Origin of the sequence: Croceibacterium salegens, from assembly GCF_009827435.1 — a bacterium.
GTDB lineage: Bacteria > Pseudomonadota > Alphaproteobacteria > Sphingomonadales > Sphingomonadaceae > Croceibacterium_B > Croceibacterium_B salegens.
Window position 1 is genome coordinate 125,775 of sequence record NZ_WTYM01000052.1, and the last position, 15,924, is coordinate 141,698.

Here is a 15,924-nt window from a genome sequence, read left to right on the forward strand (position 1 = left end):
GTAGCGCCGCGCGGTGAACGAAACGCCCGAAATCCTTGCCCCCGACGCCGCCGGGATCGCCCGTGCCGGAGAGATCCTGCGCGGCGGCGGGCTCGTCGCGGTGCCGACCGAAACGGTCTACGGCCTCGCCGCGCGGGCCGACCAGGCGGACGCCGTGGCGGCGATCTACCGCGCCAAGGGGCGGCCCGACTTCAACCCGCTGATCGTTCACGTCGCCTCGCTCGACATGGCGCGCCGCCTTGCGGAGCTCGACGAGCGCGCCGAATTGCTCGCCGCGCGCTACTGGCCGGGGCCTCTCACTCTCGTCCTTCCTATGAGCAATGATAGCAAACTTACCCCGGCGGTGACGGCTGGACTGCCGACCGTAGCCCTGCGCATGCCGGACCACCCGGCGACGCGCCGCCTGCTCGCCGCAACCGGCCTGCCGCTCGCCGCCCCGTCTGCCAACCGAAGCGGTGGGGTCAGTCCGACCCACCCGCAGCACGTCGTTGCCTCGCTCGGCCCCGCCGTGGCGGCAGTCATCGACGGCGGGGACTGCCCGCGCGGGCTCGAATCGACGATAGTCGCGCTGCGCGACAATGGCTGGCAACTTCTCCGCCCCGGACCGGTCGGCGAGGACGAACTGACTGGCCTGCTCGGCGCTCCGCTGCCCCTGCAAAGCGCGGCGATCGAAGCGCCGGGCCAGCTGGCGCAGCACTATTCGCCGGGCAAGCCGGTGCGGCTTGGGGCACGGGCGGCGTATGGCGACGAGTTCCTGATCGGTTTCGGAGCGGTCGAGGGCGACTGCAATCTCTCGGCAAGCGGCGACCTCGCCGAAGCGGCGGCGCATCTTTATCGTTGCCTGCACGAAGGCGCGGCGTCACCGAAGCTGCGAATTGCCGTGGCGGAGATTCCCGAGAAGGGGATGGGCGTGGCGATCAACGACCGCCTGCGTCGCGCCGCCGCCTAGCGGCGCTCGACCGGGACGCTCGGCGAAAGGGTCTCGATGTCGCGGCGCGTCTCGACCGCTTCGCGGCAGGCCCGGTCGTCGCCCCTGAGGCACCGTTCCTCCTGCTTGCGCAGCTGGGTATCGAGTTTGCCCAGTTCTTCCTCGCGTCGGCGAATTTCGCGCCCGCGCTTCTCGTCGGCTTCGGACTGGCTGGTCGTCGCCAGGTCAACCGCGCGGCTGGTCGCCTTGACCGGCACCGTCGCGACATCGACGACGGTCTTGGCGAGGCAGCCGCCGAGCAGCAGCGGGGCGAGGGCGGCCAATGCGGCGTAGCGCAGGCCCCTTGAGGCGGGCGAGGTCATGTCGCCCGCCTAGGTGAACGAGAATTGCCCGCGTGTGAATGGCGCGCGAGGCGTTATGCGGAGCAAGTTGCCTTGCCCGACCCCATCTTCGAGACCGAGCAGCGGCTCGTGCCGTCGATGTCGACATTGCCCGAGCCGACGATCGAGATGTCGGCCGAACCGTTGACGGTCAATGACGTGTCGCCGGAGCCAGCCACGGAAACCGAGGCGGTCTCGCTGCGCAGGCCGCGTGCCCTGAGCTTGCCCGATCCTGCAACCGAAACGCTTGAGGTACGGGCGCTGCCGCTGACCTCGAGATCGCCCGACCCGGCGAGCGAGAGTTCGACCTGGTCTACCGACATGCGCCCGATAGACATCTTGCCCGACCCGGCCAGGGTGGCCGAGAACGAGCCTTGCTCGACGCGGTCGACGGCCATGTCGCCCGATCCGGCCAGCGTCGCGGCAGCGATACGCGGCACTGTTATGCGATAGGTCGCGGGCGGCAGGTTCCGCATCGACCCGTCGTGGCGGTACTTTTCCTTGGGCTCGATCTTGAGCTCGCCATCCTCGACCACGACTTCATAATGCTCGAGCGTCCGCGCCGGACCGCTGGCGCGAACTGACGGCACTGCGCCGACGGTGATGATGAAATGGTTCGCGCCCACGCCGGCCACCTTGTCGAAAGACCCGACCGAATAGATTTGCTCTGTCACCAGATCGGACGACTGGGCCGCGGCCACGCCGGCGAAGGCCGCGGCAGCGGCGAGCGCGCCGGCAAACATCGAATATGCACGCATGTCTCTTCCCTTCGGGCAATTTCCTTCTGTCGAGAACATATTGCGGCCACATGTGTAATCAACAGGCTGGCTATGCCGTTCGCCGAGGCCGGTCGGGCGTTGGCAGAGCAATCGTCTAGCGGTCGGACCGGTCTTCGATATCCTTGCCGTTGCAGATCACGTCCCCGCTGCCCATTCGCGAGACGGTGCATTTGTCGGTTCCGTCGATCTCGACATCGCCGCTGCCCATGATCGATATGTTCGCCTGGTTGGCAACGAACAGTCCGACATCGCCGGATCCGGCAACGGTGATGGAGGCATCGTCGCTCTTGAGGTCGCCGGCATCGACTTCACCGGCACCGCCGATATTTATGTTCGTAGAACGTGCGACGCCCTTGGCCGCAATCTTGCCCGAACCGCCGATATTCAGGCTCGCCTCGTCGACCTGCATTGCGTCGATCTGCAGCGCGCCCGAACCGGCGACCATGCCGGAAAACTTGGCGCCCTCGACTTTGTCGACGGTCATGTCGCCCGACCCGGTCAGCACAACACTGCTGAGTTGCGGCAAGGTCACGTAGAAGGTCGCATCTCTCAGCCGACCGACATTGAAGCCGAAGCTCCCCTGCGGCTTGATCGTCAACGTCCCGTTGCTCGAGACGACTTCCAGCCTGGAAAGCGCACCGGCTGGGCCTTCGGAGCGAACGGAAAACGCCTTGCCGTAGGTGACCACGATGTTCTGCGGACCGATGCTGGCGATATTGTCGAAGGCCGGGACTTCGTAGACCCGGTCGGCTTCGCTGCCGATCGCCTCGGCCGGCGCACTAGCGACAGTCGGCGCCCTTTCCTCATGCATGCCTTCGAGGACGGCGGCCGCGCCGACCGAGGCAAGCAGTCCCGCGCCGACTGCGAGCGCTATTTCGCGCTTGCGCAGCTTCGGCTTGCCCGGCGGAAGCCCGAGCCGGCTCACTTCGAAAAATCCATAACGGCTCCGCCCCCGCAATCGTCATCGTGGCCGTCGTTAACGCGCCTCTGCGGCAATCGGCAAGGGGGGAAGAACCGGATCAGTCGTCGACCGTTTCGACGTTGCGTTCGCAGACCAGGCTGCCGGAGCCGACCGAGTGGACCTTGCAACGCGCGTCGCCGCGCACGGTCACACTTCCCGAACCGAGGATCTCGGCGTTGACCTCGCCATCGGAAGAGAACGTCGTGCTGCCCGAACCAGCAATGGTCACTTCGGCCTCGTCGGCCTTCAGCCCAGCAAGGTCGGCGCTGCCGCTGCCAAGGACGTCGAGCTCGAGCGACTTGGTTTTGCCGGCGGCTTTCATCGAACCGGAACCGGCGACGGTGACCGAGAGCTTGTCGGCCGAGATGCCGGCGATTTCGAGCGTGCCCGAACCCATGACGTTGCCCTCGGCATCGCCGGTCAGTTCGGCCGCCTTGATCACGCCCGATCCGCCGATGGTCAGGCGGCGCGGGCTGGGCATGGTAATGATAACCGTCGCGGTGCCTTCGCTATCGCCTTTGGTGCGTGTAACGGCGAGCGAATTGTCGCTCCGCACGAAGCTCAGGCGATCCTTGATCGCCTCGTCGCCCTCGACTTCGATGCTCAGTGTCTCGCCGGTCCGGATGTCGAGAGTGTCGGGTCCGAGCAGGACGATGTCGGTCGGTGCATCGCCCGAGAGATCGAGGTCGGCCAGCGGCACGCCCTTCTCGCCGTTGAAGGTGAAGTTGCCATCGTCGCACGCCGCGAGGCCGCCGGCGACCGCGATGGCGATAACCGGCCCGATTGCCTTGAGCACTTTCTTGAAGCCCATCGCTCGGGTCTCCTGTTCTTGTGTATTAAGGCAATAATACACACTGCGAGGAGCGCCTGCAATGCCGTCCGTCGAGCCGCGACGGCCGCTCGGCGAACATGCGGAAGGGCCGCCCGGTCGCCCGGACGGCCCTTCACTTGCGCATTTTTCCGGCCCTTGCGGGCAGGCGGTCAGGCGTCTTCGGTGTTCTCGTAGTACTGCGGCGCATACTTGCGCAGCACGTCGAGAATCTTGCCGAGCGCGGTCGGCTCGTCGGTCTTCTCCATCGCCGCGAGCTCGCGGGCAAGGCGGCTGGAGGCCGCTTCGAAGATCTGCCGTTCGGAGTAGGACTGTTCCGGCTGGTCCTCGGGACGGAACAGGTCGCGGGTCACCTCGGCGATCGAAACGAGGTCACCCGAGTTGATCTTGGCTTCGTACTCCTGGGCGCGGCGCGACCACATGGTGCGCTTGACCTTGGGCTTGCCCTTGAGCGTCTCCATCGCTTCCTTGAGGGTCTTGTCGCTCGACAGCTTGCGCATGCCGATCGCTTCGACCTTGTTGACGGGAACGCGCAGGGTCATGCGCTCTTTCTCGAAACGCAGCACGTAAAGCTCGAGCTGCATGCCGGCGATTTCCTCGCTCTGGAGCTCGATCACACGGCCAACGCCGTGCTTGGGGTACACAACATAATCGCCGACATCGAAGGCGGGCGCATTCGCAGCCATTTTTATTCCTTTCGTCGCGCAGTGGGCCCGGATAGTTACGTCAACGAAACCCGGCCGAACCGCCGAGGGGGGCGACCCGTGCAGCTATTCGTTGACGTTGGGGGTGGGCTCCTGCTTGTCCTTATCGGCTGCCGCCTGTGGAAAAGCGCGGCAGTTGGGCAATTATGTAGCAGATTCGCAACAAAATTGCCAGCCCCTGCGAGAGGGGCCGGTCAGGGTGCCTCATTTTGCGGCAGATGGCCGCTGTGGATCAATCGCCTTCGCCGGGTTCGGGCGTGAAATACTTGTCAAACTTGCCTTCTTCGCCCTTGTGCTCGTCGGCGTCCTCGGGCGGATCCTTCTTCTCGGTGATGTTCGGCCACTCGGCGGAATACTTCGTGTTGAGCTCGAGCCACTTCTCGAGACCGCCCTCGGTGTCGGGCAGGATCGCTTCGGCCGGGCACTCCGGTTCGCACACGCCGCAGTCGATGCACTCGCTGGGATTGATCACCAGCATGGTCTCGCCTTCGTAGAAGCAGTCGACCGGGCAAACCTCGACGCAGTCGGTGTACTTGCACTTGATGCAGGCGTCAGTGACGACATAAGTCATGGCAGCGCTGGTCCTTCTTCTTGCGCGTCTTGCTCGCCCGCTATGGCACTTGCGCCGACTCCGTCAAGCTCGCGGTAGCACTCGCGCGCTTCCGCCGCCGGTCCACGGCGCTCGGGCAGCGCGACGATCTCGATGGGCAATACCTTCGAGCGCAGCGGAAGGGTGAGCACATCGCCGACTCCGACCGGCTGGTCCTGGCGGATGACGCGCGTACCGTTGCGGCGGATATGGCCTTCGGCGATCCAACGCTGCGCCAGCCCGCGCGACCGGGCGAAGCGCAGGCAGTAGAGCAGCTTGTCGAGGCGCACCTAGCGGATCAGTTCGGCGAGCGCGGCGAAGGCGCAGTTCGCCGGGGCCTGCGGACGGCTGCGGGGCTCGGGCTCGCGGTCCTTGCGCGGGCCACGCCAGCTCCAACGCGCCGGGGCGGGCGGACCGAATACGCCTTCCGCAAGACGCGGCGGATTGTTGCGGCGAAAGCCCGCGTCGCGCATCAGCCGGAGGAAGTTGTCCTCCTTGAGGCCCATCGAAGTGGCAAGCGCCGGGTCGACCGCAAATCCTCGCCGACCGCCTGCGGCGCGTTGCTCGTGCGCGGCGCGGAACAGCTTCTCGGCCATGTCCACGCGGATCGCCTGTCCACCAGCGCGACGGTAACCGGCCGGAACCGCCTTGCCGGCCGCGATGACCGCCGCCATTCCCGGGTTGACCGGCCGCCGATCGAGCCCGAGCTCATGCAGCAGTGTGCGCGCCGCCGGTTTGAGCAGGGCCGGCGCAAAGACATCGAGCGAACCGATGGTGACGCCGAGACGCCTGAGCAGCGGCCGCTTGTCCTTCGGCACCACCGCCAAGCCGGCCCGCTCGCGCGGCAAAGTCGCGCCGTGATCGGCCAGCGTCAGCAGCAGCGCGCGAACCTCACTGCCGGTCGCCTCGTCCTGCGCCGCGTCCTCGATGTCCGCTAGCGGCGCTAGGGGCGCGAGCTGGCCGGACAGCCACAAGCCGAGCGCCTCCGACAGCCGGTTGCGCTGCGCCGGGTCGAGCGAACGAAGCTCTTTCGCCAGCTCCAGGCGCGGCCGGGCGCGCGAGGCGTCGCGTTCGATCGTCGCCACCGCTTGATCCCCGCGCCATACTTGGCCGCGGGCGATACGCAGTTCGCCGAGTTCGCTGGCGATCAACTGCTTCGCCCGCTCGGCGAGCAGTTGCGGCATGTGCCGCTCGGCGGCCGCGAGCAACAGGCGGCGTTCTTCGCTGGTCGCGTCACCATCGACCACGAAGCGAAAGCCTTCGAGGTGGCCGATGACATGGCCTTCGACCACGACCCGACCGTCGTCCTCAAGCGTCACGCGCAGCAATCCGGCATCCTTTCCCATCGTCTTCATCAATACGGCCGTGCGGCGATTGACGAAACGCTCGGTCAGGCGCTGGTGCAGGGCGTCGGACAGCCGCGCCTCGGCACCGCGCGCCCGCGCCGCCATCTCATCACGCGAGCGGACCCAATCGGGCCGCTGGCAGATGTAGGCCCACGAACGAATCGCCGCGATACGGCCTTGCAGCGTATCGATATCGCCTTCGGTCTTGTCGAGGTCGGCGATGCGGCCCGCGACATAATCCTCGCCGAGATGGCCCAGGCGCAGGTCCTGCCAAAGCCGCGCGACAAAGCGGGCGTGCATGTCGGTGCCCTGCTGGCGGAAGTCGGGAAGCTGGCAGAGCTGCCAGAAGCGACGCACCGCGGCTGAAGAGCCGAGGCCATGCACCACTCCATCGTCCTCGGCGAGGCGCTTCAGCACGGCGAGGTCGATCGCTTCGGGCGCGGCAGCGAGTTGCGGCTCGTCGGGCCGCGCCTCGAGATCGGCAATTAGCGTGGCAAGGTCGTCGCAGCGCGGCTCGGCCTCGCGCCAGTAGAGGTGGGTCAACGGCGCGAAGCGATGTTCCTCGATGGCGAAGATTTCGTCGGCGTCGAATTCGGCTCCGCCGAAGGCCTTGCTGCCCGAGAGCGTGCCGAACGTGCCGTCCTTCTGGTGACGCCCGGCGCGTCCGGCGATCTGCGCCATCTCTGCGGGGGTCAGCCGCCGCTGGCGCCGCCCGTCGAATTTCGAGAGCGAAGCGAAGGCGACATGGGTTACGTCGAGATTGAGGCCCATGCCGATCGCATCGGTGGCAACGATGTAGTCGACCTCGCCCGACTGGAACAATTCGACCTGTCTGTTGCGCGTCTCGGGGCTGAGCGCACCCATCACTACTGCCGCGCCGCCGCGAAAGCGGCGCAGCATTTCGGCCATGGCGTAGACCTGCTCGGCCGAGAACGCGACGACCGCAGAGCGCGGCGACAAGCGCGACAGCTTGGCCTGCCCGGCGTGCTTGAGCGTCGAGAAACGCGGCCGGTCCTCGATCGAGGCGCGCGGTAGCAGGGCGCGGACCATCGGTTCGAGGGTCGCCGAGCCGAGCAGCATCGTTTCCTCGCGGCCACGCGCGTTGAGCAACCGGTCGGTGAAGATGTGCCCCCGTTCGGGATCCGCGGCGAGTTGCGCCTCGTCGAGGGCGACGAAAGCGAGATCCCCGCCGTCGCGCGGCATGGCCTCGGCGGTGCACAGGAAATAGCGCGCTTCGGGGGGCTCGATCCGCTCTTCGCCGGTAATCAGCGCGACGGCCTGTTCCCCTTTGATCGCCCGGACCTTGTCGTAGACCTCGCGCGCCAGCAGGCGCAGCGGGAATCCGATCGCCCCGCTCGAATGCCCGCAGAGGCGCTCTATCGCCAGGTGGGTCTTGCCGGTGTTGGTCGGGCCGAGCACGGCACGGACCTGGCTGTCGGAGGTCTTGGTGGTCACGTCGCCGCAGAATGTGGCCGCGCGCACCACTCGCCGCAAGCCTTGCACGGCTGCGCTCAACAGTTCGGCGCAGGAACGACTCGGCTCGCCGAAATAAGCGGAATTTTACTTTATTCGGCTAGCTGCTTTCGCCGATAGGAACCCCGGGATCGGGCCGAACTGGCAAAGCTGGTCAAGGCCGCGCAGGAGGGCGCGTGTTGTTCAAGGAACGCGACAGCGACGTTTCGCAGCAGGGTGGTGGCTCGGCCGCCGCCGCAGCGCTGTCGCATTTCCAGATACTTGGCGCTTCCGATTCAACCCGCATCCTGCGCTTCGTCTCGTTTCCCGAGCGTTACGAACAGTGGCGCCAGCGCGCCTCGCTGGTCCTAGCAGATATCGACCTTTCCCCGGACCTGGCACGTGACATCGGTTCGCGAAAATGGCTGCGCGGCGCTGCGACGTTGGTCGGGCTCTCGGCGCTGGCGCTGGCCGGCTGGCCCGACTTCGCTCCGCTCGAAGCCAAGCCTGCGATGGCCGTCGACGATGCGGTTCGCGACGAGTTCCGCAGCCAGATGATCATGCCGCTCGCCCTCGGCGGCGACAGCGGTCGCCGGATGGGGGCGACGCGCGAGGTGGTGCCGCTCAAGAGCGCGCCCGAACGCCCGCGTCTCGACCTCGTGGCGACACTGAGCCGGGGCGACACCTTTGCGCGCATGCTGCAGCGTGCCGGAGTCAGCAGCGCCGAGGCCGACCACATCGCCGGCCTCGTGTCAGGCGCCATGCCGCTCGGCGACATTGCTCCGGGTACGCAGGTCGACATCACGCTCGGCCGCCGCCCGGCGCCCGGCGCTTCGCGGCCGCTCGACGCGCTGTCGTTCCGCGCCCGTTTCGACCTCCAGCTCGGCGTTTCGCGCGAATCCGGGCGCCTGGTCCTCGATCCTCACCCGATCAAGGTCGACACCACCCCTCTGCGGATTCGCGGCGTGGTCGGCTCGAGCCTCTATCGCTCAGCGCGCAACGCCGGCGCCCCGGCCAAGGCCGTGCAGGAGTACCTGCGCACGCTAGGCAACGAGATGGACGTATCGAGCGGAATCGCCTCGAACGACGAGTTCGACCTGATCGTCGACTACAAGCGCGCTGCGACCGGCGAGGTCGAGGCCGGCAAGCTGCTCTACGCCGGGCTGATCCGCGACGGAAAACCGCGCAAACAGTTGATGCGCTGGGGCAACGACGGGCAGTTCTTCGAGGCATCGGGCAACGGCGAGATGCGCTCTGGCCTGGTCGCGCCGGTCCCGGGGAGCCGTTCCTCAAGCTACGGTATGCGCCGCCACCCGATCCTCGGCTACAGCCGGATGCACAAGGGCATCGACTTCAGAGCCGGGTATGGCGAGCCGATCCATGCAGTCACCGACGGGACGGTCGAATTCGCGGGTCGTCACGGCGGGCACGGCAACTTCGTCAAGCTGCAGCACGGCGGCGGGCTGGAAACAGGATATGCGCACATGAGCCGCATTGCGGTGCGCGCGGGCCAGCACGTGCGCCGCGGGCAAGTGATCGGCTATGTCGGCTCGACCGGGCTCTCGACAGGGCCGCACCTGCATTACGAGATGTATCGCGGCGGCAAGACCATCGATCCCTCGAGCGTTCGTTTCGTCACCCGCGTGCAGCTCAGCGGGGGTCAGTTGGCGGCCTTTAGGGGCGAGCTCGCCAAGCTGCAGCAGATCGCGCCTGGGGCCGCGCTGGCGACCATGACGCCCGACCCCGCGCTGTCCGACGAGCCGGTGCGCGAGATCGACCGTATCGAGCGCAAGCAGAAGGTCGGCTGACCTCCGCGGCGATTGCGGTCGGTGGCGAATTGCGGCAAGTCCCCCGCCGATGACCGGTTCCTACCCCTCGACGCGGCTGCGCCGCACTCGCGCCTCGGCCTGGAGCCGGGCGTTGCACCGCGAGACGGTGCTGACGCCTGCCGACCTCATCTGGCCGCTGTTCGTCACCGAGGGCAAGGGCGTGGAGGAGCCGATCGGCTCGCTGCCCGGCGTCTCGCGCTGGTCGCTCGACGGGATCGCAAAACGTGCGAAAGAAGCGCTTGATCTAGGCATGCCGTGCGTTGCACTGTTTCCGAACACCCAGCCCGAACGTCGTTCCGACAACGGCAAGGAAGCTCTGAACCCCGACAACCTGATGTGCCGCGCGATAGGGGCGATCAAGGATGCCTGCGGCGAGGATATCGGCGTGCTGACCGACGTCGCGCTCGATCCCTACACCAGCCACGGGCAGGACGGGCTGCTCGACGATGCCGGCTACGTGGTCAACGACCACACGGTCGCGGTGCTGGTCGACCAGGCGCTCAACCAGGCCGAGGCCGGGGCCGATATCGTCGCGCCGTCGGACATGATGGACGGGCGCATCAAGGCGATCCGCATGGCGCTCGAGATGAGCGACTATCCCAACGTCCAGATCATGAGTTACGCCGCCAAGTACGCCAGCGCCTTTTACGGTCCGTTCCGCGACGCAGTCGGCTCGGGCGGGCTGCTCAAGGGCGACAAGAAGAGCTACCAGATGGATCCGGCCAACGGCGAGGAGGCGCTGCGCGAGGTCGAGTTCGACCTTGCCGAGGGCGCCGACAGCGTGATGGTCAAGCCGGGCCTGCCCTATCTCGACATCGTGCGGCGGGTGAAAGAGCGCTTCGAGGTTCCGGTCTTCGCCTACCAGGTGAGCGGCGAGTACGCGATGATCGAGGCTGCGGCCGCGGCGGGTGCTGGCGATCGCGACGAGCTGGTGCTCGAAACGCTGATGGCCTTCAAGCGCGCCGGCTGCTCGGGCGTGCTGACCTACCACGCGCCGCTGGCGGCACGACTTCTCGGTGGCTGAAACCGTCGTTGAAACCGAACGGCTGATCCTGCGGCGCTGGCGGGACAGCGATCTCGGCGAGTGGCTGCAACACCTCAATACGCCTGAAGTGCGCGCACACCTTGGCGGGATCGATACGCCCGAAAAGGTCGCCGAGAAATTCGCCCGGCTGAAGGCGAGATGGGACGAGAAGGGATTTTCGTTCCTCGCGGTCGAACGGCGCGAGAACGGGAAATTCCTCGGCGCCTGCGGGCTCGGCCAGATCGAGACCGAATGTGCACCCGACGAGCTCCGGGGTTCGGTCGAAATCGGCTGGCAGTTCCGCGCCGATAGCTGGGGGCAGGGCTACGCCTCCGAAGCCGCTCAGGCGATGCTGCGACTGGGGTTCGAGCGCTTCGGCCTGCCGGTGATCTACAGCCAGACCTCGGAAAACAACCGCGGTTCGTGGGGGTTGATGGAGCGGCTCGGCATGGAGCGGCTGGCCCACCTCGACTACGAAGACCCGGCCTACCCGGCGGCAGAAAACCCGACCAAGGTCTACGGCCTCCAGCGCGCGGCATGGCAGGCGGTCAATGCCTGACTTCCGCCTCGAAACCGACCGCCTGGTCCTGCGCGACTGGCGCGACGAGGATTTCGAGCCCTTTTTCCGCCACACCAACACGCCCGCGGTGATGGAACACATCGCGCCGCTGCTCGACGACGAGAGGAAGGCGCACTTCCGCCGCAAGGTGATCGAGCGCGCGGCGCTATACGGTCACACCCTGTGGGTCATGGAGCGCAAGGCCGACGGCGCGATCCTCGGTTTTTGCGGCATCAAGCGCTGCGACGTAGCGGGCAGCCCGATCGGCGATTTCGAGATCGGCTGGCGCCTGCGCGAGGATTGCTGGGGACAGGGCTATGCCCGCGAGGCCGCGATCGCCACCCGCGATGCCGCGTTCGAGCTGTTCGGCGCCCCGCACGTCGTCGCGCTGACCGTCGAGCGAAACCACCGCAGCTGGGGGCTGATGAAACGGCTCGGCATGAAGCGGCGCGAGGACCTCGACTTCATCGACCCGACCTACGCGCTCGATGGCGGACGGATCATTCTCTATTCGCTCGACCAGGCCGAATGGGAAAGGATCGCCGCATGACCCCCGCCGAGCGCTTCCCCTGGGCGACAATCCTGCCGTTCGAGGGCGTATGGCCCGAGATTCACGAGACCGCCTTCGTTGCGCCCGGCGCGCGGATCATCGGCGATGTCACGCTCGGGCCGCAGGCCAGCGTCTGGTACAACTGCGTCCTGCGCGGTGACATCCACCGCATCGAAGTCGGCGCGCGTTCCAACGTGCAAGACGGCGGCGTCTTCCATGTCGAGGGCCCGCGCCCCGATACCGACGGCTGCCCGACGATCATTGGCGAGGACTGCGTGATCGGCCACATGGCGGTGGTCCACGGCTGCACGGTCGAGGATCGCGGATTCGTCGGCATGGGCGCGGTGGCGATGGACGATAGCCGCATCGGCGAAGGCGCGATGCTCGCCGCCGGCGCGCTGCTCGGCCCGGGCAGGCACATCCCGCCGCGCGAAATCTGGGTCGGCCGCCCGGCCAAGTTCCTCAAGACGCAGAGCGAGGCACAGGTCGAGAAGATCCGCTTCCAGACCGAGCGCTACTGCCGCCTCGCCGAAAAGCATCTCGCCGAACTGCGTGGCGCGTCCAAAGGCTGACCTTCCCCCCGCGGAGGCGATCCGCGCGCTGGCTGATGGCGAGGGCCGGCTGGCCTTGCGCGTCACCCCGGGGGCGCGTTCCGAAAGCATCGAGATCGGCGAGGGAGTCCTGCTGGTGAAGGTCCGCGCCAAGCCCAAGGACGGCGAGGCGAACGAAGCCGTCCTCGCACTCCTCGCCTCAGCGCTTGGAGTAGCGACGTCACGCCTCCACATGTTGCGCGGCGCAACCGGGCGGGACAAGCTGGTGCAGTTGCCGCGCGACTAGCTCGTGCGGCGAAGCCCTTGCCCCGTCACACGAGGCCCAACGCCAGTCCCAGTGCTGCGGTGACGGCCAGTGTCGTGGTGATCCCGCGCTTGAGCGGAAAGATCAACAGCACGGCCACGACGGCGATCGATGCGGCGCGCCAATCGAACGTTGACCAGTCGGGCCACTGCAATTGCATTGGGCCCAACGCGACCACCGAAACTTGCGCGAACAGCACATGGAGCGCGAACCAGACCGCGAGGTTGGCGACGACGCCCACGACTGCGGCGGTCACGGCAGCGAGTCCGCCCTTGAGGGCGGGCGCCCGTTGCAGGCGGCTCATCCACGGGGCGAGAGTCAGGACCCACAGGAAGCACGGGGCAAAGGTCACCCAGGTGGTGAGGACGGCGCCCAGCACGCCGGCCACCATTGGGCTGAACGGTGCGGGATCGCGAAAGGCCGCGAGGTAGCCGACGAACTGGGTGACCATGATCAACGGACCCGGAGTGGTCTCCGCAAGTCCCAGACCGTCGGCCATCTCGCCCGGGCCGAGCCAGCCGAAGCCGGTCACGGCCTGCTGCGCCATATAGGCCAGCACCGCGTAGGCGCCGCCGAATGTGACCACGGCGAGTTTCGAGAAGAACAGGCCTATGCGCCACAGCACGTGGTCGGGTCCGAGCATCAGGAATACGGCCGCCAGGGGAAGCACCCAGACGATCGTCCAGACTGCAAAGGTCTTGAACGAGGCGAGCCACGGTTTGCGCTCGGAAATCGGGTGCGACACCGCCTGTTTGAGCGCAAGCCAGTCCGGTCGCCGGCTTCCGGCCAGCGCGCCCACGGCAAGCGCCGCTAGCACGACAAGCGGGAAGGGCGCGTTGAAGAGGAACAGGGCCGCGAAGGCAATCAGCGCCAGCGCACGCTGGAAGTCCGTCTTGAGCGCCCGGCCGGCAATGCGCAGCAGGGCCTGCGCGATGATAGCGAGCACCGCCGCCTTGATCCCGAGAAACAGGGCCGCGAACCAGTCAAGCCGGGCGGCAAATCCGTAGAGGATCGACAGAGCGAGCATGACCAGCGCTCCGGGCAGCACGAAGAGCAGGCCGCAGGCGAGGCCGCCCCTCCACCCGTGAAGCTTCCAGCCAATCCAGGTCGCGAGTTGCTGCGCCTCCGGTCCCGGCAGGAGATGACAGAAATTCAGGGCCTGGAGGAAATCGTCCTCGGCAACCCAGCGCCGTTCGTCGACCAGCTCCCGATGCATCAGCGCGACCTGCCCGGCCGGACCGCCGAAGCTCAGGAAGCCGATGCGGGTCGAGACGCGCAGGAGATCGCCGAAGCTCGGCGTCTGGATTTCAGGATCGGTCATTGCGTGCGAACCTCCAGACCTGCGGCGACGGCAGGCAGCGAAGGCAACGCTTGGGCGCGAAAGGCCTGACCGGGAGGTTGCTTTGCCCCGTAAGCGACCATCTATTCTGGCACGTTACGGGGGGCAAGGGGAACTCGGGCGAAGCGAAATGTCCTGGCCAGTTCGAATTTCGACTAATCCCGCACCAGCGCCTGCAGCGCTTCGATCCGGTCGGCCTCGTGCGCCGGCTTGTCCCAGCGGATGCGGTGGATGCGGGGGAAGCGCATGGCGAGGCCGGATTTGTGGCGCTTGCTCTCGTGGACCGAATCGAAGGCCACCTCGAAGACCAGGCTCTTGTCGGTCTCGCGAACCGGGCCGAAACGATTGACGGTGTGCTGGCGGACGTGGCGGTCGAGTAGCCTGAGTTCCTCGTCGCTGAAACCGAAGTAGGCCTTGCCGACCGGGAGCAGTTCGGCTCCTTCATCGGGCTCGCCGTCCCAGCAGCCGAAGGTGTAGTCGGAGTAGAAGCTGCTGCGCTTGCCGCTGCCGCGCTGGGCGTACATCAGCACGCAGTCGACCAGCAGCGGGTCGCGCTTCCACTTGTACCACAGCCCGGTCTTGCGCCCGGCGACATAGGGGCTGTCGCGGCGCTTGAGCATGAGGCCCTCGATCGCCTCCTCGCGCGCGCCTTCGCGGATTTCGGCGAGGTGCTCGAAATGATCGGCCTCGATCACCGCGGAGAGGTCGAAGCGCTCGGCGGGCAGGCGGGCCATCAGCGCTTCGAGCCGCGCGCGCCGTTCGCTCCACGGCAGGTCGCGCAGGTCCTCGCCTTCGACGATCAGCGCGTCGTAGAGGCGGACGAAGGCCGGATATTCGCCCAGCATCTTCTTGCTCACGGTCTTGCGCCCGAGCCGCTGCTGCAGCGCGTTGAAGCTCGCCGCGCCGCCTGCGTCACCGCCCTGGTGGGTTCCGCGCACGAGCAGTTCGCCGTCGAGCACGGCCGGAAAGTCGAGCGCCGCGGTCATTTCGGGGAAGGTGGCGGTAATATCGTCTCCGCCGCGCGAGAACAGCCGCGTCTCGCCGCCAGCGTGGACCAGCTGCACGCGGATCCCGTCCCACTTCCACTCGGCAACGAAGTCCACGAGGTTGACCACCGTGTCTTCGAGCGGGTGGGCGAGCATGAAGGGCCGAAACAGCGGCAGGTTCTCGGTGTCGGGCGGCGGCTTGCCGTGCGCGGCCCAGTCGAACAGCGGCGCGTAGGGCGGGTCGATGCCGTGCCAGTATTCCTCGACCTCCTCGACCGGGACCTCGAAGGCCTGCGCGAAGGCCACCTTGGCGAGCCGCGCCGAAACCCCGATCCGCATCGCCCCTGCGGCGAGCTTGATCAGCGCATAGCGTCCGTCGGCATCGAGGCGGTCGAGCAGCCGGGGCAGGTCGGACATCACGCTCGCGCGAGTCATGTGCAGCAGGAGATCGACCGCTTCCGAAACGCTCGGCGGCGTCATGGCGCCGCGCTCCGGCTCGGGCCACAGCAGGCTCGCGGTTTCCGCCGTGTCGCCGACGAAATCGCGGCTCAGCGTCCACAGCACCGGATCGACGCGCTCGTGCATCAGGTTACGAATCGTGCTTGCCTTGACCGCGGGGAAGTCGAGCCCGTCGGTCAGCGCGGCGAGCGCCCAGCCGCGATCCGGATCGGGCGTGCGGCGCAGGTATTCGGCGATCAGCCGCAGCTTCTCGTTGCGGCTGCGCGTGTAGACCAGCGCATCGACGAGGGCGGCGAAGGATTCCAACCTAGGATCCTCCCCCTCTGGGGGAGGGGGACCGCCCGAAGGGTGGTGG

Annotated in this window: 17 protein-coding genes; 7 read left to right on the plus strand and 10 right to left on the minus strand. The window is 67.2% G+C overall.

Annotation, left to right across the window (positions count from 1 at the left end):
* Positions 1 to 13 precede the first annotated feature (13 nt).
* Positions 14 to 949: an L-threonylcarbamoyladenylate synthase gene (locus tag GRI89_RS13285; RefSeq protein WP_328598253.1), complete on the plus strand. Its 936-nt coding sequence runs from the start codon at positions 14 to 16 to the stop codon at positions 947 to 949.
* On the opposite strand, the gene GRI89_RS13290 is transcribed toward GRI89_RS13285, so the two are convergent.
* The 8 genes from GRI89_RS13290 to GRI89_RS13320 form a co-directional block, all read right to left on the minus strand.
* Positions 946 to 1,290 carry a hypothetical protein gene (locus GRI89_RS13290; RefSeq protein WP_159796485.1) on the minus strand — a complete coding sequence of 115 codons (345 nt, stop codon included), beginning with the start codon at positions 1,288 to 1,290 and terminating at the stop codon, positions 946 to 948. The genes GRI89_RS13285 and GRI89_RS13290 overlap by 4 nt on opposite strands.
* A 53-nt stretch (positions 1,291 to 1,343) precedes the next feature.
* A complete protein-coding gene (locus GRI89_RS13295; RefSeq protein ID WP_159796488.1) occupies positions 1,344 to 2,066 on the minus strand; it encodes a head GIN domain-containing protein in 723 nt (240 codons plus the stop codon).
* A gap of 115 nt (positions 2,067 to 2,181) precedes the next feature.
* The gene (locus tag GRI89_RS13300; RefSeq protein WP_159796491.1) at positions 2,182 to 3,012 is read right to left on the minus strand and encodes a head GIN domain-containing protein; all 831 of its coding nucleotides are present in this window, start codon (positions 3,010 to 3,012) and stop codon (positions 2,182 to 2,184) included.
* Between the two features lie 94 nt (positions 3,013 to 3,106).
* Complete coding sequence (locus tag GRI89_RS13305) at positions 3,107 to 3,859, minus strand: head GIN domain-containing protein (RefSeq protein WP_159796494.1); 753 nt, start codon at positions 3,857 to 3,859, stop codon at positions 3,107 to 3,109.
* A gap of 170 nt (positions 3,860 to 4,029) precedes the next feature.
* A complete protein-coding gene (locus GRI89_RS13310) occupies positions 4,030 to 4,563 on the minus strand; it encodes a CarD family transcriptional regulator (protein WP_159796497.1) in 534 nt (177 codons plus the stop codon).
* 250 nt (positions 4,564 to 4,813) lie between these two features.
* Complete coding sequence (gene fdxA / locus GRI89_RS13315) at positions 4,814 to 5,152, minus strand: ferredoxin FdxA (RefSeq protein WP_159796500.1); 339 nt, start codon at positions 5,150 to 5,152, stop codon at positions 4,814 to 4,816.
* A complete protein-coding gene (locus tag GRI89_RS17830; RefSeq protein ID WP_328598254.1) occupies positions 5,149 to 5,460 on the minus strand; it encodes an RNA-binding S4 domain-containing protein in 312 nt (103 codons plus the stop codon). The genes fdxA and GRI89_RS17830 overlap by 4 nt, the downstream gene beginning before the upstream one ends.
* The gene (locus GRI89_RS13320; RefSeq protein ID WP_328598255.1) at positions 5,461 to 7,998 is read right to left on the minus strand and encodes a helicase-related protein; all 2,538 of its coding nucleotides are present in this window, start codon (positions 7,996 to 7,998) and stop codon (positions 5,461 to 5,463) included. It abuts the gene before it with no gap.
* A gap of 170 nt (positions 7,999 to 8,168) precedes the next feature.
* Between GRI89_RS13320 and GRI89_RS13325 the strand changes: the two genes are divergently transcribed.
* From GRI89_RS13325 to GRI89_RS13350, 6 genes are read left to right on the plus strand one after another with little or no spacing between them, the layout of a single operon-like run.
* Entirely contained in the window at positions 8,169 to 9,776 is a 1,608-nt protein-coding gene (locus tag GRI89_RS13325; RefSeq protein ID WP_159796503.1) for a M23 family metallopeptidase, read from the plus strand.
* A 49-nt stretch (positions 9,777 to 9,825) separates the two neighbouring features.
* Positions 9,826 to 10,821, plus strand: a complete 996-nt coding sequence (gene hemB / locus GRI89_RS13330; RefSeq protein WP_159796506.1) for a porphobilinogen synthase — start codon at positions 9,826 to 9,828, stop codon at positions 10,819 to 10,821.
* Entirely contained in the window at positions 10,814 to 11,380 is a 567-nt protein-coding gene (locus GRI89_RS13335) for a GNAT family N-acetyltransferase (protein ID WP_159796509.1), read from the plus strand. Before hemB ends, GRI89_RS13335 begins: the two co-directional genes overlap by 8 nt.
* A complete protein-coding gene (locus GRI89_RS13340; RefSeq protein WP_159796512.1) occupies positions 11,373 to 11,930 on the plus strand; it encodes a GNAT family N-acetyltransferase in 558 nt (185 codons plus the stop codon). Before GRI89_RS13335 ends, GRI89_RS13340 begins: the two co-directional genes overlap by 8 nt.
* Positions 11,927 to 12,502, plus strand: coding sequence for a gamma carbonic anhydrase family protein (locus GRI89_RS13345; protein WP_159796515.1), 576 nt, complete (start codon positions 11,927 to 11,929; stop codon positions 12,500 to 12,502). Before GRI89_RS13340 ends, GRI89_RS13345 begins: the two co-directional genes overlap by 4 nt.
* A complete protein-coding gene (locus GRI89_RS13350; protein ID WP_328598256.1) occupies positions 12,483 to 12,767 on the plus strand; it encodes a DUF167 domain-containing protein in 285 nt (94 codons plus the stop codon). Before GRI89_RS13345 ends, GRI89_RS13350 begins: the two co-directional genes overlap by 20 nt.
* A gap of 25 nt (positions 12,768 to 12,792) precedes the next feature.
* On the opposite strand, the gene chrA is transcribed toward GRI89_RS13350, so the two are convergent.
* Both chrA and GRI89_RS13360 read right to left on the minus strand, forming a co-directional pair.
* Positions 12,793 to 14,106, minus strand: coding sequence for a chromate efflux transporter (gene chrA, locus GRI89_RS13355; RefSeq protein WP_159796518.1), 1,314 nt, complete (start codon positions 14,104 to 14,106; stop codon positions 12,793 to 12,795).
* A 173-nt stretch (positions 14,107 to 14,279) separates the two neighbouring features.
* Entirely contained in the window at positions 14,280 to 15,875 is a 1,596-nt protein-coding gene (locus GRI89_RS13360; protein ID WP_159796521.1) for a cisplatin damage response ATP-dependent DNA ligase, read from the minus strand.
* Positions 15,876 to 15,924 lie beyond the last annotated feature (49 nt).

What these genes read in the sequence shown, in the direction of transcription:
- GRI89_RS13295 (WP_159796488.1), bottom strand. Translation starts at nt 2,066, where the DNA reads ATGCGTGCATATTCGATGTTTGCCGGCGCGCTCGCCGCTGCCGCGGCC.
- GRI89_RS13305 (WP_159796494.1), bottom strand. Translation starts at nt 3,859, where the DNA reads ATGGGCTTCAAGAAAGTGCTCAAGGCAATCGGGCCGGTTATCGCCATC.
- GRI89_RS13340 (WP_159796512.1), top strand. Translation starts at nt 11,373, where the DNA reads ATGCCTGACTTCCGCCTCGAAACCGACCGCCTGGTCCTGCGCGACTGG.
- GRI89_RS13290 (WP_159796485.1), bottom strand. Translation starts at nt 1,290, where the DNA reads ATGACCTCGCCCGCCTCAAGGGGCCTGCGCTACGCCGCATTGGCCGCC.
- chrA (WP_159796518.1), bottom strand. Translation starts at nt 14,106, where the DNA reads ATGACCGATCCTGAAATCCAGACGCCGAGCTTCGGCGATCTCCTGCGC.
- GRI89_RS13310 (WP_159796497.1), bottom strand. Translation starts at nt 4,563, where the DNA reads ATGGCTGCGAATGCGCCCGCCTTCGATGTCGGCGATTATGTTGTGTAC.
- fdxA (WP_159796500.1), bottom strand. Translation starts at nt 5,152, where the DNA reads ATGACTTATGTCGTCACTGACGCCTGCATCAAGTGCAAGTACACCGAC.
- GRI89_RS13345 (WP_159796515.1), top strand. Translation starts at nt 11,927, where the DNA reads ATGACCCCCGCCGAGCGCTTCCCCTGGGCGACAATCCTGCCGTTCGAG.
- hemB (WP_159796506.1), top strand. Translation starts at nt 9,826, where the DNA reads ATGACCGGTTCCTACCCCTCGACGCGGCTGCGCCGCACTCGCGCCTCG.